Genomic DNA, 15,000 nt, shown 5'->3' with positions numbered 1-15,000 from the left:
AGGCTGATACTGCCCAAGAGTCCATATCGACGGCAGTGTTTGGCACCTCGATGTCGGCTCATCACATCCTGGGGCTGAAGCAGGTCCCAAGGGTATGGCTGTTCGCCATTTAAAGTGGTACGCGAGCTGGGTTTAGAACGTCGTGAGACAGTTCGGTCCCTATCTGCCGTGGGCGTCGGAGATTTGACAGGATCTGTCCTTAGTACGAGAGGACCGGGATGGACGCACCTCTGGTGTTCCGGTTGTCACGCCAGTGGCACTGCCGGGTAGCTAAGTGCGGAAGGGATAACCGCTGAAAGCATCTAAGCGGGAAACCCACCTGAAGATGAGATCTCCCTGGACCCTCGAGGTCCCTGTAGGGCCGTTGAAGACTACAACGTTGATAGGCTGGGTGTTGAAGCGCGGTAACGCGTGTAGCTAACCAGTACTAATTGCCCGTGCGGCTTGACCATATAACACCCAAAGTGTTGGTGGTCTCGTCTGACACATCACCAAGTACACACGCCTAGATATTGCATTCCGAATTCAGACGACATGGCTCCGGCCGTGTTATCTGGCCAGTTTGTCTGGCGGCAATAGCGAGTAGGAACCACCCGATCCCATCCCGAACTCGGAAGTGAAACTGCTCTGCGCCGATGGTAGTGTGGGGCCTCCCCATGTGAGAGTAGGTCACCGCCAGGCATTAATCCGAAGCCCGGCTCCCAGTTTGGGGGTCGGGCTTTTTTTGTTTTTGGATTTAGGGCACGCTGGGCGAACGTGGCTCGGTTGTTTTGAATCGAGGGGGTCGTGGGAGGCTTTGGTGGGTGAGAAACGGACGGATGGTGGCCTGGTGATTGTGGGGCTGGTGCTGTTGGGGGTCGGGTTGTACGCGATCTTTGGCGGGCAGCTGGCCTTCACGCCGATTGCACCGCGCGAGGGGTCCGGCTTCGGGGGGCCCTTGGCGACGATCATTGGGATCGCGTTCGTGATCGGCGGCCTCTACTTTCTGCGCGAATCCCGACGATAGCAGCGCGGGTCCGCGTCGGCGGAGTTGGGTGCGTCTGTGGTGTTAGACGTGTTCAGGCCGTGGGTGGGGCTTGGTACGTCGCGGTTCGCCTGGACAGCCGATCGGGGAGGGTCGGTATCAGCTGGGTCGTCTCGCGCGGGTTGCGCTCAACAGGGGGCGGTGGTGCGCCAGTCGAATCCCGTGTCCTGTGTGGCAATGGCGGTCTCGCAGGGGGCGCAGCCGAGCCCGGCCGCCAGTGCCTGGCGGGCCAGGTCCGCGTGGTTGTTGTCGGTGGACAAATGCATGCCGACGACATGTCGAAGGCGGGACTGGTCAATGCCGTTGAGGAGCTCGGTCGCGGCATGGTTGGGGAGATGCCCGTAGCCACCACCGATACGGCGTTTGAGGGAAGGGGGATAACGTCCGGCGGCCAGCAAGCCCGGGTCGTGGTTGCATTCGAGCAACAAGGCATCCGCCCCCGTGGCCATCTCCACCATATGGGGAGAGACATGGCCGGCATCGGTCATGAGCACGAGGCGGTGGTCCCCATCGGAAAATGCGAACTGGGTGGGTTCACGGGAATCGTGCGGGACCGTAAAGGGGTGTATCCAGGCATCGTCGACCTCCAGCGGTGCGTCCGCCTGGATCTCCTGGATGCTGGAGAAACGGTCGTCCCGCGCCGCCAGCCGTGTTCCGGGGCTGGTGAAGACGGTGAGCCCGTAGCGCCTGGAAAGCGGTGCGGTGGCGCCGATATGGTCGGCGTGTTCATGGGTGACCAAGACGGCGGTCAGATCCCTAGGAGATAAATTCACCCTGGCCATGCGGCGTTCGAGTTCCTGTACCGAGAAGCCGCAGTCCACCAGCAGACGGGTCGCGCCGATTTCAACGATCAGCGCATTGCCGGCGCTGCCGCTGCCAAGGGAGCAGAAGCGGATCATCGCAGCCGCACGCTGCCCCTAACGGAGGATCTGCTGCTCGATTCGGTCCAGGACGAACTCGGCATCCCGCCGGCGCAGCGATTCGCCGTCGACGTCGCGGGCCTCGATACGCAGGTCCCCGTCGCCAATGTCGGTCAGGCGTACCTGGTAGCGCTCGTTTTCGCGGCGGTCCCCGCCGCGCCCGAAGATCCGACTGAAGAACCCACCGCGTTCGCTGTCCCCGACCATGTCGGGGCGATAAGTGACCTCGAAGGTGCCACGGTGGCGATCCTGCTCATCGACCAGAAGACCGGCGCGGTCGAGCAGGGTGCCCATCTGCGACCACATGCGATCGAAGTCGCTGCCTATGACCAGCACCGGCTGACCCTCGTGTTCCGTCTGGTGCAGCTCGGTGGGACGATCGCCGATCGTTTCGGCGACGCGGGTACCGCCCTCGGGCATCTCGCCGGTGGCAAGGAAGACCCGCAGCCGATTGAGCATCTCGGCCTCGAGTTCGGGGTCGGAGGGGCGCATCGCCCAGCGCCAGGTCTCGCCTTCGGGCTCTTCCGCGGCGCCGCGGTGCGAGATGTAGATCGCGGACCGCCCGTTGTCACGTTCCACGCGCAAGCGGTACTTGTCCCGCGTGTTGGCGTCGTACACATTGCCCAGGGCCCGGGCGAAGATGTTCTGGGTCCCGCGCAGCGGGATGCCGGCGCGGTCTTCAGCCCATTCGGTTTCCATAATGCCGACTTGCGGTTCGTTGCGTTCCAGGCGCAGGTTCTGGCTGTCCCAGAAGACCGCAAGGCGTTCCCAGAGGTCCTCAGGCGGTGCCTCGACGCTCAGCCAGCGGACGCTGCCCTCTCGCATCAGCTCGACGTCGGCGGTCTCCGGCAGCACCCTGGCGTCGCTGCGCACCGGGGCCGTGGCTCCTGCGGGCTGGCGCTGTTGCTGACGGGCTGCGGAGTCCTGTTGCATCTCCCGGGCGCTGACCCGTTCGCCTGGCGCATCCGGGATGCGGTAGGCGCGCTCGCTGTCGGGCGCGATCAGGTCCGGCGGGACTTCAAGGTTGTCCATCTGCCGGCTCATTTCGTACTCGGGACCGGACTGGCGGTCCCCCGAAGTGGAACACCCGGCGATCGCCAGCCCGGTGGCCAGGGCAAGGGCGGTTCGGGTTGCGTGGCGATGGAGCTTGGCAGACTGTTTCATGTCGGGGATCAGACCTCTATGCCGGCCTGACGCATCGCGTCCAGGACCGGCGCATGGAAGGGTTCGGACAACGGAGTCAGAGGCAGGCGGATACCTTCCTCCATGAGCCCCATGCGATGCAGCGCCCATTTGACCGGAATCGGGTTGGCCTCGAGGAACAGGGCTGAATGCAGACCATCGAGTTCGCGGTTGATTTTCCGCGCCTCGTCAAAGCGGCCCTCGCGGACGGCGCGGCACATCGCGGCCATCAGCCGGGGCGCCACGTTCGCGGTGACCGAGATGACCCCGTGGCCACCCGCGAGCAGGAAGGCCAGTCCGTTCCCGTCGTCTCCGCTGTACAGATCCATGCGGTTTCCGACCCGGGCGACCAGTTCGGCGGTTCGCTCGTTGCTGGCCGTGGCTTCCTTGATGCCGATGATGTTCGGGATGTCGGCCAGGCGTTCCACCGTCTCGGGCAGCAAATCCACTGCCGTGCGGCCGGGTACGTTGTACAGGATCTGCGGGATGTCGACGGCCTCGGCAATCGCCTTGTGATGCAGGTAGAGGCCTTCCTGGGTTGGCTTGTTGTAGTACGGCGACACCAGGAGGCAGGCATCCGCACCACCTTCCTTGGCGCAGTGGGTCAGCGCGATGGCCTCGCGCGTGGAGTTCGCGCCGGTGCCCGCGATCACCGGCAGGCGCCCGCCGACGGTCTTCACCGTGTGGGCGATGGCCTCGCAGTGCTCGTCGAAATCGAGCGTAGCGGATTCGCCGGTGGTGCCGACCGCGACGATGGCATCGGTGCCAGCCTCGATGTGGAACTCCAGGAGCCGATCCAGCGCCGGCCAGTCCAGGCTGCGGTCCGCGTGCATCGGGGTCGCCAGTGCGACCATGCTGCCTTGAAACATCGACTCCTCCAACAACGGGAATGGTGCAGTCTAACGGGCGGGTGACAAGGCATTCAAGATTCCCGCGGCCGGGGCGGCACCGGCCGCCGGTTTCGGGCGCCGTGCCGCCGTTGGCGCCGCGAGGGCAAGGTGGTATGTTGCGAGCCATCATGCCTGTTGCCGCTTTCATGCCAAGCATCCCCGGGCGACGGCCCGCCCCCGGCCCTGCGAGCAGCCGGCAGGTGGCGCATGGCTGAAGTGGTTGGCGCGGGCGCCCACACCCACCTGATCCTCAATCTCATCGGGCCGGACCAGCCCGGTCTGGTCTCCAGCGTGACGCGCGTGATCGTCGATACCGGCTGCAATCTCGAATCCAGCCGGATCACGGTCGTGGGCGGCTATTGCTGCATGGCCCTCAGCGCGAGTGGCAACTGGAAGACCCTGGGTACGCTGGAATCGCGCCTGGAGCGCCTGGAGGCGGAGATGGGGCTGGTCGTGGTGGCTCGCCGAGGCCCCCTGGACGAACGCCCCGAGGCGGCCATGCCCTATGCCGTGGATGCGGTGGCGCTGGATGCCCCGGGCCTGCTGAATGCCCTCGCCGACTTCTTCACCAGCCGCGGCGTGAACCTGCGCGACGTCCAGACCCGGGTGTACATCGCCCAGCAGACCGGGGCGCGCATGTTCGCGGCCAACATGGTGGTGGACATCCCCGCAGGGCAGCACCTTGCCAGCCTGCGCGGCGAGTTCATGGATTTTTGTGACGAACTCAACGTGGACGGTGTGCTGGACCCGATCAAGGCCTGATGTGGCCGGGCCTTTCGCGTCGCGGTCCACGCCTTGCCACCTCAAGACGCACGATTCGAGGAGAAACGCCTGATGAGCATCGCAATCGACCAGCCCGTTCCCGCCGACCTGCGCGTGCCGGCGACCGGCGACCAGACCCTGGGACCGGCCGACTTCAAGGGCCGGATCGTGGTCCTGTATTTCTACCCCAAGGACAACACCCCGGGCTGTACCAACGAGAGCCGTGATTTCGCCGCCAACCTGGATGCCTTCGGTGCGGCCGGCGCCGTGATCCTTGGCGTGTCGCGCGACAGCGTGAAGAGCCACGAGAATTTCCGCACCAAACAGGAACTGCCATTCGACCTGTTGAGCGATGGCGACGAGACGCTGTGCAACGCCTTCGACGTCATCAAGATGAAGAACATGTATGGCAAGCAGGTGCGGGGCATCGAGCGCTCCACGTTCCTGATCGATGCCGACGGCGTGCTGCGCAAGGAGTGGCGCAAGGTGAAGGTGCCGGGGCACGTGGACGAGGTCCTCGCCGCGGTGCGTGAACTCGCCGGGAGCTGACCCTTTTCCCTACCCTCGTTCCGGAGGCGCCATGACCGCGACCGACCAGGATCCGAAACGCCTGCTTGTCCTGGACACCAACGTCCTGATGCACGACCCGACGGCGCTGTTCCGCTTCAAGGAGCACGACATCTTCCTGCCCATGGTCGTGCTCGAAGAGCTCGACCGTGGCAAGAAGGGGCTCTCCGAGGTCGCGCGCAACGTACGCCAGGTCTCGCGCTTCATTGACGAGCTCACCACCGGGGCCCAGCACGAGCAGATCGCCGCCGGGTTGCCGCTGCAGGCGGATTCGCTCAGCGACTCCACCTTCGCGCCCAGCGGCCGCCTCTTCTTCCAGACCCGCAACCTTTCGTCCAGCCTGCCGGCCTCGCTGCCGGGCTCCTCGGCCGACAACGACATCCTGGCCACGGCCCAGGCGCTGAAGACGGAATATCCCGATACCCCGGTCACGCTGGTGTCGAAGGACATCAACCTGCGCATCAAGGCCGCGGTGATCGGCCTGCACGCGGAGGACTACTACAACGACCAGGTGCTGGACGACGTCAGTCTGCTGTTCTCCGGCATGGCCGAACTGCCGGAGGACTTCTGGGAGACCCACGGCGCCAGGATGGACTCGTGGCAGGAGTCCGGGCGCACCTACTATCGCGTGACCGGACCGCTGGTCGCCGAGTGGCAGCCCAACCAGTTCGTCTACCGCGAAGGCGAGAACCCGCTGTCCGCGATCGTGCTGGAGATCGACCAGCCGAACGAGTCCGCGGTCATCGAGCTGGTCGACGACTACATGACCCCGCGCCACAGCGTCTGGGGCATCAATGCCCGCAACCGCGAGCAGAACTACGCCCTGAACCTGCTGATGGACCCGGAGGTGGATTTTGTCTCCCTGCTGGGGGCCGCCGGCACCGGAAAGACCCTGCTGACGCTGGCGGCCGGGCTCGCGCAGACGCTGGAGGACAACACCTACAAGGAGATCATCATGACCCGGGTCACGGTCCCGGTGGGCGAGGACATTGGCTTCCTGCCCGGGACCGAAGAGGAAAAGATGACCCCGTGGATGGGGGCCCTGATGGACAACCTTGAGGTGCTGGCCAAGTCCGAGGGCGCCGGGGACTGGGGGCGCGCGGCCACCAACGACGTGCTGACCAGCCGCATCAAGATCCGCTCGCTGAACTTCATGCGTGGGCGCACCTTCCTCAACCGCTACATCATCCTCGACGAGGCGCAGAACCTGACCTCCAAGCAGATGAAAACGCTGATCACCCGCGCCGGACCGGGAACGAAGGTGGTGGCGCTGGGCAACATCGCGCAGATCGACACCCCATACCTGACCGAGACCTCCAGCGGGCTAACCTATGTCGTGGACCGGTTCCGCAACTGGACCCACAGCGGCCACATCACGCTGACGCGCGGGGAGCGCTCGCGGCTGGCGGACTACGCCTCGAATCACTTGTAGAAGGTGGGATGGCAAGCGCGGGGGCGGCAACGGCGCGGGAAACGAGCACCGTCATCGCGAGGAGCGAAGCGACGTGGCGACCTCCGTCCGGGGCCATCAGATTCCGTATCTTGCTCAGCGCGAGCTTCCGGAGGTTGCCGCGTCGCCTTCGGCTCCTCGCAATGACGGTGCCAGTTGCGAGGAATGGGCTCAGCCGTCTTCGCTGTAGCGCACGCAGGCGCGGTCGGTCTCCCACAGGGTCAGCGCGTGCATACGCAGGCCCGGGCGGTTCAGGCGTCCGGCCATCTCGCGGAAGAACCACTGGGCAATGTTCTCGGCCGTGGGGTTGACTGTGTCGAACGGCGGGACGTCGTTCAGGTAGCGGTGATCCAGCTGCCCGGCGATCTCGCGCGCGGCGGTCTTGACCACCTTGAAGTCCACCGCCATGCCGGCGTCGTTCAGGGTCTCGGCCTGGACCTCGGCCTCCACCTTCCAGTTGTGCCCGTGCATGTTCGCGCACTGCCCCGGGTAGTCGCGCAGGGTATGCGCGGAGGCAAAGTCGGTCAGGACGCGAAGGGTGTAACGGGCGCTCATGTTCGGCTTCCGGGCGAGCGGCCTTTGGCGGCCGGGTTTTGATTAGCCCGCGAAGCCTAGCCGGCCACCGTCGTCCGCGCAATTCTCCTGCCCGAAGGCGTGGCGAATCGTGGCCAGTACGCCTTCGGCATCGAGGCCGCAGTCGGCGAGGATCTGTTCGCGCGAACCGTGTTCGGTGAAGACATCCGGGATGCCCAGCACCTGGCAGGGCAGGGTCAGGCCCTCGGCCGAGAGCCATTCCAGCACGGCGCTACCGGCCCCGCCGGCGCGGGCATGGTCCTCCAGCGTCACGAAGCCCTGGTGGTCCGCCGCCAGTTGCTCCAGCAGCGCCGTGTCCAGTGGCTTGATGAAGCGCATGTTGACCACGGTGGCGTCCAGCGCCTCGCCGGCTGCGAGGGCGGTCTCCAGCAGCGCGCCAAAGCTCAGAATCGCCAGGCCTTGGCCTTCGCGTACGACCTCGGCACGCCCCACCGGTAGCGTCTCCAGGTCTTCGCTGCCGCCGTCCGGTAGCGCGCCGGGCCCGCCACCGCGCGGATAACGCACCGCGGCCGGGCCGTCGTGGGCGAAGCCGGTGGACAGCATCTGGCGACACTCGCGCTCGTTGGCGGGTGCCATCAGCAGCAGGTTGGGGACCGTGCGCAGCAGGGCCGTGTCGAAGGTGCCGGCATGGGTCGGGCCATCGGCGCCGACGATCCCGGCCCGATCCACGGCGAAAAGCACCGGCAAATTCTGCAGTGCGACGTCGTGGATCACCTGATCCATGGCGCGTTGCAGGAAGGTCGAATAGATCGCGACCACCGGCTTCTGGTCCTCGCAGGCCATGCCGGCCGCCAAGGTGACGGCATGCTGCTCGGCGATGCCGACGTCGAAATAGCGCTCGGGGAACTGTTCGGAGAACGCGACCAGGCCCGAGCCCTCGCGCATCGCCGGGGTAATGCCCAGCAGGCGTTCGTCGGCCGCGGCCTGATCGCACAGCCACTGGCTGAAAATGTCGGTGTAGGTCGGGGCCTTCGGGCCCGAGGGGGCGAGGCCATTCTCCGGCTCGAACTTGGACACGCCGTGATAGCGGCAGGGGTCTTCCTCCGCCGGCGCGTAACCCTGACCCTTGCGCGTGACGACGTGCAGCAGCTGCGGCCCGTGGGTCCCGCGCAGGTTCTTCAGGATCGAGACCAGGCCGTTCACGTCGTGGCCATCCACCGGGCCGAAGTAGCGAAAGCCCAGTTCCTCGAACAGCGTGCCGGGCACGAACATGCCCTTCATGTGTTCCTCGGCACGCTGGGCGAAAGCCTTCATCGGCGGGACGAACTCCAGCATGCGCTTGGAGCCCTCGCGCACCGAGCTGTACAGCGGGCCGGACAGCAGCCGGGTGAAGTACTGGTTGAGCGCGCCGACGTTGGGCGAGATCGACATGTCGTTGTCGTTCAGGATCACCAGCAGGTTGCAGTCGAGATCGCCGATGTGGTTCAGCGCCTCGAAGGCCATGCCCGCGGTCATCGCGCCGTCGCCGATCACCGCCACGTGGCGTCGGTCCAGCCCGGCGTGCTTCGCGGCCAGGGCCATGCCGGCCGCGGCGCTGATGGAGGTGCTGGAGTGGCCGGCCCCGAAGGCGTCGTATTCGCTTTCCGCGCGCTTGGGGAAGCCCGCCAGGCCACCGTACTGGCGCAGCTGGGCCATGCCCGTGCGACGGCCGGTCAGGATCTTGTGCGCGTAGGCCTGGTGGCCGACGTCCCAGACAATGCGATCGTCCGGGGTGTCGAAGGCGTAGTGCAGCGCGATGGCGAGCTCGACGGTTCCCAGGTTCGCGGCCAGGTGGCCGCCGGTGCGCGAGACGCTCTCGATCAGGAACTGGCGCAGCTCGCCGGCCACTCCGACGAGGTCCGAGGCCGGGCGATCCCGCAGGTCGGCGGGCCATTCGATTGCATCCAGCAGGGGGGTGGGGGTCATCGCAGGGGCCGGTTCAATTCATGCGGTCGACGATGTAACGCGCGAGGAAGCGAAGCAAGTCCGCCTCCTGGCCGAAGGGTTGCAGTTCGGCCAGCGCCTCGTCGACCAGGGCCACCGCCCGTTCGCGCGAGGCCTCCAGACCCTGCAGCGAGGGGAAGGTGGGCTTGTGCAGGCGTGCATCCGCGCCACAGGCCTTGCCCAGGACCTCGGGGTCGCCCTCCACGTCCAGGACGTCGTCGCGGATCTGGAAGGCGAGCCCGATACATTCGGCATAGCGCGTCAGGCGCTCCAGGGAATCGGGGTCGGGTGTGCCGGCAAGGGCGCCCAGCCGCACCGAGGCCCGGATCAGCGCGCCCGTCTTCAGCCGGTGCATGCGCTCCAGCTCCGGCAGGCCGATGGGCTGGCCGCAGGCCGCGAGGTCGATCGCCTGGCCACCCGCCATCCCGTGGAGCCCGGCGGCCCCGGCCAGCTCGCCCACGGCCTGCAGCCCCGTTTTGCCGGGCAGGTCCGCGACGCCCGTGGTCAGGACAGCGAAGGCCAGCGCCTGCAGGGCATCCCCGGCCAGGATGGCCGTGGCCTCGTCGAAAGCCTTGTGGCAGGTCGGCCGGCCGCGGCGCAGGTCGTCATCGTCCATGGCCGGCAGGTCATCATGGATCAGGGAATAGACGTGGATCATTTCCACTGCGGCGGCCATCGCGTCCAGCGCGGGATCGTTGGCGCCGGTGGTTCGCCCGGCGGCGTATACCAGTACCGGGCGCAGGCGCTTGCCGCCGGACAGCGTGGCGTAGCGCATGGCCTCGATCAGGCGGGCGTCGGGCGCATCGCCCGTATCCAGATGGCGATCGAGGACGGCCTCGATGCGCTGCTGGTAGTCGCTCAGGGCCTGGCCGGGGTCGGTGATGGTCAACGGCGACTCGCTAGAACGGGACATCGGGGTCCGTGCTGTCCTGCGCAGCCGGTGTCCGGGGAACGTTCGCGTTTCCGTCGTGGTCACTCTGGGCGGAGGCGTCGGAGGGGGGCTCCTGGGCCAGGGCCTCGATCCGGCGCTGGGCGTCGTCCAGGGCCCGCTGACAACGGTTGACCAGTTCCATGCCGCGCTGGAATTCGCCCAGCGACTGTTCCAGGCCCAGTTCGCCGGATTCCATCCGGGCAACCAGGGCCTCCAGGGCTTCCAGGCTGGCTTCGAATTCCGCCGGGCTGTCGGCGCTGGATGGGTCGGACATGATGGATCACCGGGTCGAAAAGGTGAGAAAGTATCCGATCCGCTTCGGCGAGGAAAGGCGTGTCCGTGACTCGCCCTTGATATTGCGACCGACACCCCCATGATGGACAGGGCTTCCGGTTGACACTGAACCGGGTGCCGACTAGAGTTTTCGTACGGTTTAGACCGAGTCTAAACAACCGTCTGCACAGGCATTCCTGTGGTTGTGTAGAACTTATCCAGAGAGAAGGAGAGCACCATGGACCTGAAAGGCAGCAAGACCGAAGAAGCCCTGAAAGAGGCCTTTGCCGGCGAATCGATGGCCAACCGCCGTTACCTGTACTTCGCTTCCAAGGCGGACGTGGAAGGCTACAACGACGTGGCCACCGTGTTCCGTTCCACCGCGGAAGGCGAAACCGGCCACGCCCACGGCCACCTCGAGTACCTCGAGAGCTGCGGCGATCCGGCCACCGGTCTGGAGTTCGGCTCCACCTCCGCCAACCTGAAGACGGCCGTCGCCGGCGAGACCCACGAGTACACCGACATGTACCCGGGCATGGCCAAGACCGCCCGTGACGAAGGCTTCGACGAAGTCGCCGACTGGTTCGAAACCCTGGCCAAGGCGGAGCGTTCCCACGCCAACCGCTTCCAGAAGGCCCTGGACCAGCTGGACGACTGATCGTCCTGCGGTAACGGAAGCATGCGGGGCCGGTACGCCGGCCCCGTTTTCCGGGAAATACGGAACAGCGTGTGGCGCGACGGGAAGTTCGCCCCGCAAGCTGTTCCGTGTTTCCCTCGAAGCATCGTACTGATACGGATACCGGAGGGATGCATGTCTGCGCCGACGCACCAACGTGAAGGAAGTCTCGAAGCCCCGACTCGCCATCCAATCGACTGGAAGAACCCCGAGTTCTATAACGAGGAGTCGCTGTTCTCCGAGCTCGAGCGGGTCTTCGATATCTGCCACGGCTGCCGGCGCTGCGTCAGCCTCTGCAACTCCTTCCCTACGCTGTTCGATCTGGTCGACGAATCCGAGACCCTGGAGGTCGACGGCGTCGACAAGAAGGACTACTGGCAGGTGGTCGATCACTGTTACCTGTGTGATCTGTGTTACCTGACCAAGTGCCCCTATGTGCCGCCGCACGAGTGGAACGTGGACTTCCCGCACCTGATGTTGCGGGCCAAGGCCTTCCGCTACCAGAACGAGGGCGCCAAGACCTCGCACAAGCTGATGTCCAGCACGGACATGGTCGGCAAGCTGGCCGGCATCCCGGTGGTGGCCGGCGCGGTCAATGCCGCGAACAAGAACGGCGCGGTCCGCAAGATGCTGGACAAGACCATGGGCGTGCACCCGGACGCCCCGGTCCCCGAATACCATTCCAGCAAGGGGCGCTCACGCGTTGCCAAGACCGCCCAGGGCGTCAGCAATCCCGAACCGGCCGGCGCCACCCAGGGCAAGGTCGCCCTCTACGCGACCTGCTACGGCAACTACAACGAGCCGCACCTGGTTGAGGACCTGGTCAAGGTCTTCGAACACAACGGCATCGAGGTCACCCTGGTCGACAAGGAACAGTGCTGCGGCATGCCCAAGCTCGAGCTGGGTGATCTGGAATCGGTGGAGGCCTCCAAGGACGCGAACATCCCGGCGATGAAGCGCATGATCGACCAGGGCTACGACATCGTTGCCCCGGTGCCGTCCTGTGTCCTGATGTTCAAGCAGGAACTGCCGCTGATGTTCCCGGATGATGCCGACGTGATCGCTGTTCGCGACCGTATCTTCGACCCGTTCGAGTACCTGATGGAGCGGCACAAGGACGGTAAGCTCAACACCGACTTCCCCGAGAAGCTGGGCAAGATTGCCTACCACGCCGCCTGCCACCTGCGGGTGCAGAACATGGGTCTGAAGACCCGTGACCTGCTCAAGCTGGTGCCGGACACCGAGATCGACGTGATCGAGCGCTGCTCGGGGCACGATGGCACGTACGCCGTGAAGAGCGAATTCTACGAGACGGCCAGCAAGATCTGCCGTCCGGTCGTCAGCCGCGTGCAGAAGGCCGAGTCCGACCACTACTCGAGCGACTGCCCGATGGCCGGCCACATGATCGAGAACGGGCTGCAGGGCAAGGGCGAGGAGAAAGGGCCCGAGCACCCGCTGACCCTGCTGCGTCAGGCCTACGGGCTGTAGGTGGTCGCGGAGTACCAGAACCAGAAAGGATGTGAACGAGCGTCCATGAACGGAGAGAACCCATGGCCAGTGACAGCTACCACGAACCGGTCGAGGAACTGAGCGACGAGTCGCGCGAGATGCATCGCGCGATCGTGTCGCTGATGGAAGAACTCGAGGCGGTGGACTGGTACCAGCAGCGCATCGATGGCTGCAAGGACGAGGAACTCAAGGCAATCCTCGCGCATAACCGCGACGAGGAGATCGAGCACGCCGCGATGGTGCTGGAGTGGATCCGCCGGCATAACCCGGTGTTCGATCACGAACTGAAAGACAACCTCTGGTCCGACAAGGACTACACGAAGACCGGGCATCACCACGATCACTGAGGGGTGCCCGTCCGACGAGACGGAGGTATCGAGATGCAGATGGAGGCAACTGTGGACAAGCTGAGTCGTGAAGACCTGTATTCGCTGGAGAAGTACCACGAGGTACGGTCCCAGTTCCGCAACGAAGTGATGCAGCACAAGCGCAATCGCGTCGTGCAGGTGGGGCCGGCGGTGACCCTGCACTTCGAGGATCGCACCACCATGCAGTACCAGATCCAGGAGATGCTGCGGGTCGAGAAGATCTTCGACGCCGAGGGCATCCAGGACGAGCTGGACGCCTACAATCCGCTGATTCCGGACGGCGCCAACTGGAAGGCGACCATGATGGTCGAGTACCCGGACGTGGACGAGCGCAAGGTGCAGTTGTCCAAGCTGATCGGGATCGAGCGCAAGACCTACGTGCAGGTCGAGGGTCATGACAAGGTCTACCCGATCGCGAACGAGGACCTCGACCGCGAGACTGATGACAAGACCTCGTCGGTGCACTTCCTGCGCTTCGAGCTGACGCCGGAGATGGTCTCCGCGGCCAAGTCGGGGGCGGCGATCGCCATCGGGGTGGAGCACGAGAACTACAACCACCGGGTGGATGCGGTCGCCGAAGGCACCCGCGAATCGCTGGCCGGCGACCTCGACGCCGTCAACTGACGCGGTCCCTATGCCCGCTTCACGAAAGGCGCCTCCGGGCGCCTTTTTCGTTTCCGGCGCACTTGTGGCTGGTCCTGGTTCGTCCCTTGGTGTTTACGGTGGCTTCGGTCCGCATACTGCCCGGCGCTGACTCGCCAGCGCGCCGCGAGGTACTTCTTTGCTCGTGCAAAGAAGTACCTGTCAGGTCTCAGGTGGTTACCTACCGTCGGAGAAGGAGCCGCTGTTTCGAGCTCGGGAGTGGCTGACTACCCTGTTGGCAGAACCCCACCGGAGGTGATTCGATGCCCAGTGCGATTCACGTGAACGCCCGTACCACCCCACGGACCCGGCGCGAGATCCAGCAAGCACCGCCGTCGGTCCGTCACCGGGACCTGGCACGCCGCCTGGGCATCAGTCGCCATACGGTGATGAAGTGGCGCCACCGGGAAGACACCCAGGACCGGTCTCACCGCCCGCACCGGATGAACACGGCCCTGACGCCCGGAGAGGAAGCCATCCTCATCGCGGTACGCGAGTGGCTGTGGCTGTCGCTGGATGATCTGCTGGTTGTGGCCCGCGAGTTCGTGCAGCCGGACCTGAGCCGCGCCGCCCTGGACCGCTGCCTGCGCCGCCACGGCGTGGCCAGCCTGAAGGCGCTGCGGCAGCAGGCCGAGGGGGAACTCGCGTCACCCCGAAAGGCCTTCAAGGCGTATGCCCCAGGCTTTGTGCATGTGGACGTGAAGTACCTGCCGAAGCTGGCTGAAGAGTCCTCGCGTCGCTATCTGTTCGTGGCCATCGATCGAGCGACCCGCTGGGTCGACCTCGAGGTTCGTTCATCCAAGTCCGGGGCGGCCGCGCGCGACTTTCTGAAGCGGCTGCTGGATCGGGCACCGTTCTACATCACGCATGTACTGACCGACAACGGCAAGGAGTTCACCGACCGTTTTGTGGTCACCGGAGAGCGCCAACCGACGGGCCGTCACCCATTCGACCGGCTGTGCACCGACCACGGCATCCAGCACCGCCTGACCCCGCCCAGAAAACCCCAGACGAACGGGATGGTCGAGCGCTTCAACGGGCGCATTGCCGATCTTCTGCGCACCTACCACATCGACTCCAGCGAGCAGATGCAGGACGCCCTGTACCACTACCTGTACCTGTACAACCACGCCATCCAGCAAAAGGCCCTGGGCCACCGAACGCCCGTAGCAGCCCTCAAGGCGTGGCAGCAAACCCACCCCGACTGCTTTCGAAAACGCGTTTATAACCAGCCGAGACCTGACAAGTACCCAAGAAACACGCCCGACTGCCGCGACCCCGGCCCGCTG

General features: G+C 65.4%; 16 protein-coding genes and 2 rRNA genes (1 of these 18 only partly in view). 11 read left to right on the top strand and 7 right to left on the bottom strand.

The features are described 5' to 3' along the window. The 3 genes from F817_RS0109785 to F817_RS0109775 form a co-directional block, all read left to right on the top strand. Positions 1-452, top strand: a 23S ribosomal RNA gene (locus F817_RS0109785) (it extends 2,427 nt beyond the left edge of the window). Between the two features lie 113 nt (positions 453-565). Then, a 5S ribosomal RNA gene (gene rrf / locus F817_RS0109780) occupies positions 566-681 on the top strand. 118 nt (positions 682-799) lie between these two features. Continuing rightward, positions 800-1,006, top strand: a complete 207-nt coding sequence (locus tag F817_RS0109775; protein WP_024327478.1) for a hypothetical protein — start codon at positions 800-802, stop codon at positions 1,004-1,006. Between the two features lie 146 nt (positions 1,007-1,152). Here F817_RS0109775 and F817_RS0109770 read toward each other — a convergent pair whose 3' ends face one another. From F817_RS0109770 to dapA, 3 genes are read right to left on the bottom strand one after another with little or no spacing between them, the layout of a single operon-like run. After that, entirely contained in the window at positions 1,153-1,923 is a 771-nt protein-coding gene (locus tag F817_RS0109770) for an MBL fold metallo-hydrolase (protein ID WP_024327477.1), read from the bottom strand. Between the two features lie 18 nt (positions 1,924-1,941). After that, positions 1,942-3,108, bottom strand: a complete 1,167-nt coding sequence (gene bamC, locus F817_RS0109765; RefSeq protein WP_024327476.1) for an outer membrane protein assembly factor BamC — start codon at positions 3,106-3,108, stop codon at positions 1,942-1,944. An 8-nt stretch (positions 3,109-3,116) separates the two neighbouring features. Then, positions 3,117-3,995, bottom strand: coding sequence for a 4-hydroxy-tetrahydrodipicolinate synthase (dapA, locus tag F817_RS0109760; RefSeq protein ID WP_024327475.1), 879 nt, complete (start codon positions 3,993-3,995; stop codon positions 3,117-3,119). 228 nt (positions 3,996-4,223) lie between these two features. On the opposite strand from dapA, the gene F817_RS0109755 reads away from it, so the two are divergent. The 3 genes from F817_RS0109755 (at position 4,224) to F817_RS0109745 (ending at position 6,777) form a co-directional block, all read left to right on the top strand. Beyond that, positions 4,224-4,778: a glycine cleavage system protein R gene (locus F817_RS0109755; RefSeq protein ID WP_024327474.1), complete on the top strand. Its 555-nt coding sequence runs from the start codon at positions 4,224-4,226 to the stop codon at positions 4,776-4,778. A 72-nt stretch (positions 4,779-4,850) separates the two neighbouring features. Continuing rightward, a complete protein-coding gene (locus F817_RS0109750) occupies positions 4,851-5,327 on the top strand; it encodes a peroxiredoxin (protein WP_024327473.1) in 477 nt (158 codons plus the stop codon). A gap of 31 nt (positions 5,328-5,358) precedes the next feature. Beyond that, positions 5,359-6,777 (top strand): PhoH family protein, encoded by a 1,419-nt coding sequence (locus F817_RS0109745; protein WP_024327472.1) that lies wholly within the window; start codon positions 5,359-5,361, stop codon positions 6,775-6,777. 189 nt (positions 6,778-6,966) lie between these two features. On the opposite strand, the gene queD is transcribed toward F817_RS0109745, so the two are convergent. From queD to F817_RS0109725, 4 genes are read right to left on the bottom strand one after another with little or no spacing between them, the layout of a single operon-like run. Continuing rightward, positions 6,967-7,350: a 6-carboxytetrahydropterin synthase QueD gene (queD, locus tag F817_RS0109740; protein WP_024327471.1), complete on the bottom strand. Its 384-nt coding sequence runs from the start codon at positions 7,348-7,350 to the stop codon at positions 6,967-6,969. A gap of 42 nt (positions 7,351-7,392) precedes the next feature. After that, on the bottom strand, positions 7,393-9,294 hold the full coding sequence (dxs, locus tag F817_RS0109735) for a 1-deoxy-D-xylulose-5-phosphate synthase (protein ID WP_024327470.1): 1,902 nt from the start codon (positions 9,292-9,294) through the stop codon (positions 7,393-7,395). Positions 9,295-9,307: 13 nt separating this feature from the next. Further along, positions 9,308-10,201: a (2E,6E)-farnesyl diphosphate synthase gene (gene ispA, locus F817_RS0109730; protein WP_024327469.1), complete on the bottom strand. Its 894-nt coding sequence runs from the start codon at positions 10,199-10,201 to the stop codon at positions 9,308-9,310. Between the two features lie 10 nt (positions 10,202-10,211). Beyond that, positions 10,212-10,517, bottom strand: a complete 306-nt coding sequence (locus F817_RS0109725) for an exodeoxyribonuclease VII small subunit (RefSeq protein ID WP_024327468.1) — start codon at positions 10,515-10,517, stop codon at positions 10,212-10,214. A 237-nt stretch (positions 10,518-10,754) separates the two neighbouring features. Here F817_RS0109725 and F817_RS0109720 point away from each other — a divergent pair, with 237 nt between their 5' ends. The 5 genes from F817_RS0109720 to F817_RS0109700 all read left to right on the top strand — a co-directional run. Next, positions 10,755-11,174, top strand: coding sequence for a rubrerythrin family protein (locus tag F817_RS0109720; RefSeq protein ID WP_017940769.1), 420 nt, complete (start codon positions 10,755-10,757; stop codon positions 11,172-11,174). Positions 11,175-11,327: 153 nt separating this feature from the next. Continuing rightward, on the top strand, positions 11,328-12,680 hold the full coding sequence (locus tag F817_RS0109715) for a heterodisulfide reductase-related iron-sulfur binding cluster (RefSeq protein ID WP_024327467.1): 1,353 nt from the start codon (positions 11,328-11,330) through the stop codon (positions 12,678-12,680). A gap of 62 nt (positions 12,681-12,742) precedes the next feature. Then, entirely contained in the window at positions 12,743-13,048 is a 306-nt protein-coding gene (locus tag F817_RS0109710; protein ID WP_018142071.1) for an encapsulin-associated ferritin-like protein, read from the top strand. Positions 13,049-13,081: 33 nt separating this feature from the next. Next, the gene (locus F817_RS0109705) at positions 13,082-13,693 is read left to right on the top strand and encodes a DUF3501 family protein (protein WP_024327466.1); all 612 of its coding nucleotides are present in this window, start codon (positions 13,082-13,084) and stop codon (positions 13,691-13,693) included. A gap of 281 nt (positions 13,694-13,974) precedes the next feature. After that, a partial coding sequence (locus F817_RS0109700) for an IS481 family transposase (RefSeq protein ID WP_024326058.1) occupies positions 13,975-15,000 on the top strand: 1,026 nt, incomplete at its 3' end.

Source organism: Thioalkalivibrio sp. AKL19 (genome assembly GCF_000420165.1).
Lineage (GTDB): Bacteria > Pseudomonadota > Gammaproteobacteria > Ectothiorhodospirales > Ectothiorhodospiraceae > Thioalkalivibrio.
The sequence above is the reverse complement of the archived record's forward strand: the minus strand, read 5'-3'. Positions and strand labels throughout refer to the sequence as shown.

Excerpts from the sequence above, each read along its gene's own strand:
- dxs (WP_024327470.1), bottom strand. The coding sequence starts at position 9,294 with ATGACCCCCACCCCCCTGCTGGATGCAATCGAATGGCCCGCCGACCTG.
- F817_RS0109770 (WP_024327477.1), bottom strand. The coding sequence starts at position 1,923 with ATGATCCGCTTCTGCTCCCTTGGCAGCGGCAGCGCCGGCAATGCGCTG.
- bamC (WP_024327476.1), bottom strand. The coding sequence starts at position 3,108 with ATGAAACAGTCTGCCAAGCTCCATCGCCACGCAACCCGAACCGCCCTT.
- dapA (WP_024327475.1), bottom strand. The coding sequence starts at position 3,995 with ATGTTTCAAGGCAGCATGGTCGCACTGGCGACCCCGATGCACGCGGAC.
- F817_RS0109715 (WP_024327467.1), top strand. The coding sequence starts at position 11,328 with ATGTCTGCGCCGACGCACCAACGTGAAGGAAGTCTCGAAGCCCCGACT.
- F817_RS0109705 (WP_024327466.1), top strand. The coding sequence starts at position 13,082 with ATGCAGATGGAGGCAACTGTGGACAAGCTGAGTCGTGAAGACCTGTAT.
- F817_RS0109750 (WP_024327473.1), top strand. The coding sequence starts at position 4,851 with ATGAGCATCGCAATCGACCAGCCCGTTCCCGCCGACCTGCGCGTGCCG.
- F817_RS0109755 (WP_024327474.1), top strand. The coding sequence starts at position 4,224 with ATGGCTGAAGTGGTTGGCGCGGGCGCCCACACCCACCTGATCCTCAAT.
- F817_RS0109720 (WP_017940769.1), top strand. The coding sequence starts at position 10,755 with ATGGACCTGAAAGGCAGCAAGACCGAAGAAGCCCTGAAAGAGGCCTTT.
- F817_RS0109745 (WP_024327472.1), top strand. The coding sequence starts at position 5,359 with ATGACCGCGACCGACCAGGATCCGAAACGCCTGCTTGTCCTGGACACC.
- F817_RS0109725 (WP_024327468.1), bottom strand. The coding sequence starts at position 10,517 with ATGTCCGACCCATCCAGCGCCGACAGCCCGGCGGAATTCGAAGCCAGC.
- F817_RS0109710 (WP_018142071.1), top strand. The coding sequence starts at position 12,743 with ATGGCCAGTGACAGCTACCACGAACCGGTCGAGGAACTGAGCGACGAG.
- queD (WP_024327471.1), bottom strand. The coding sequence starts at position 7,350 with ATGAGCGCCCGTTACACCCTTCGCGTCCTGACCGACTTTGCCTCCGCG.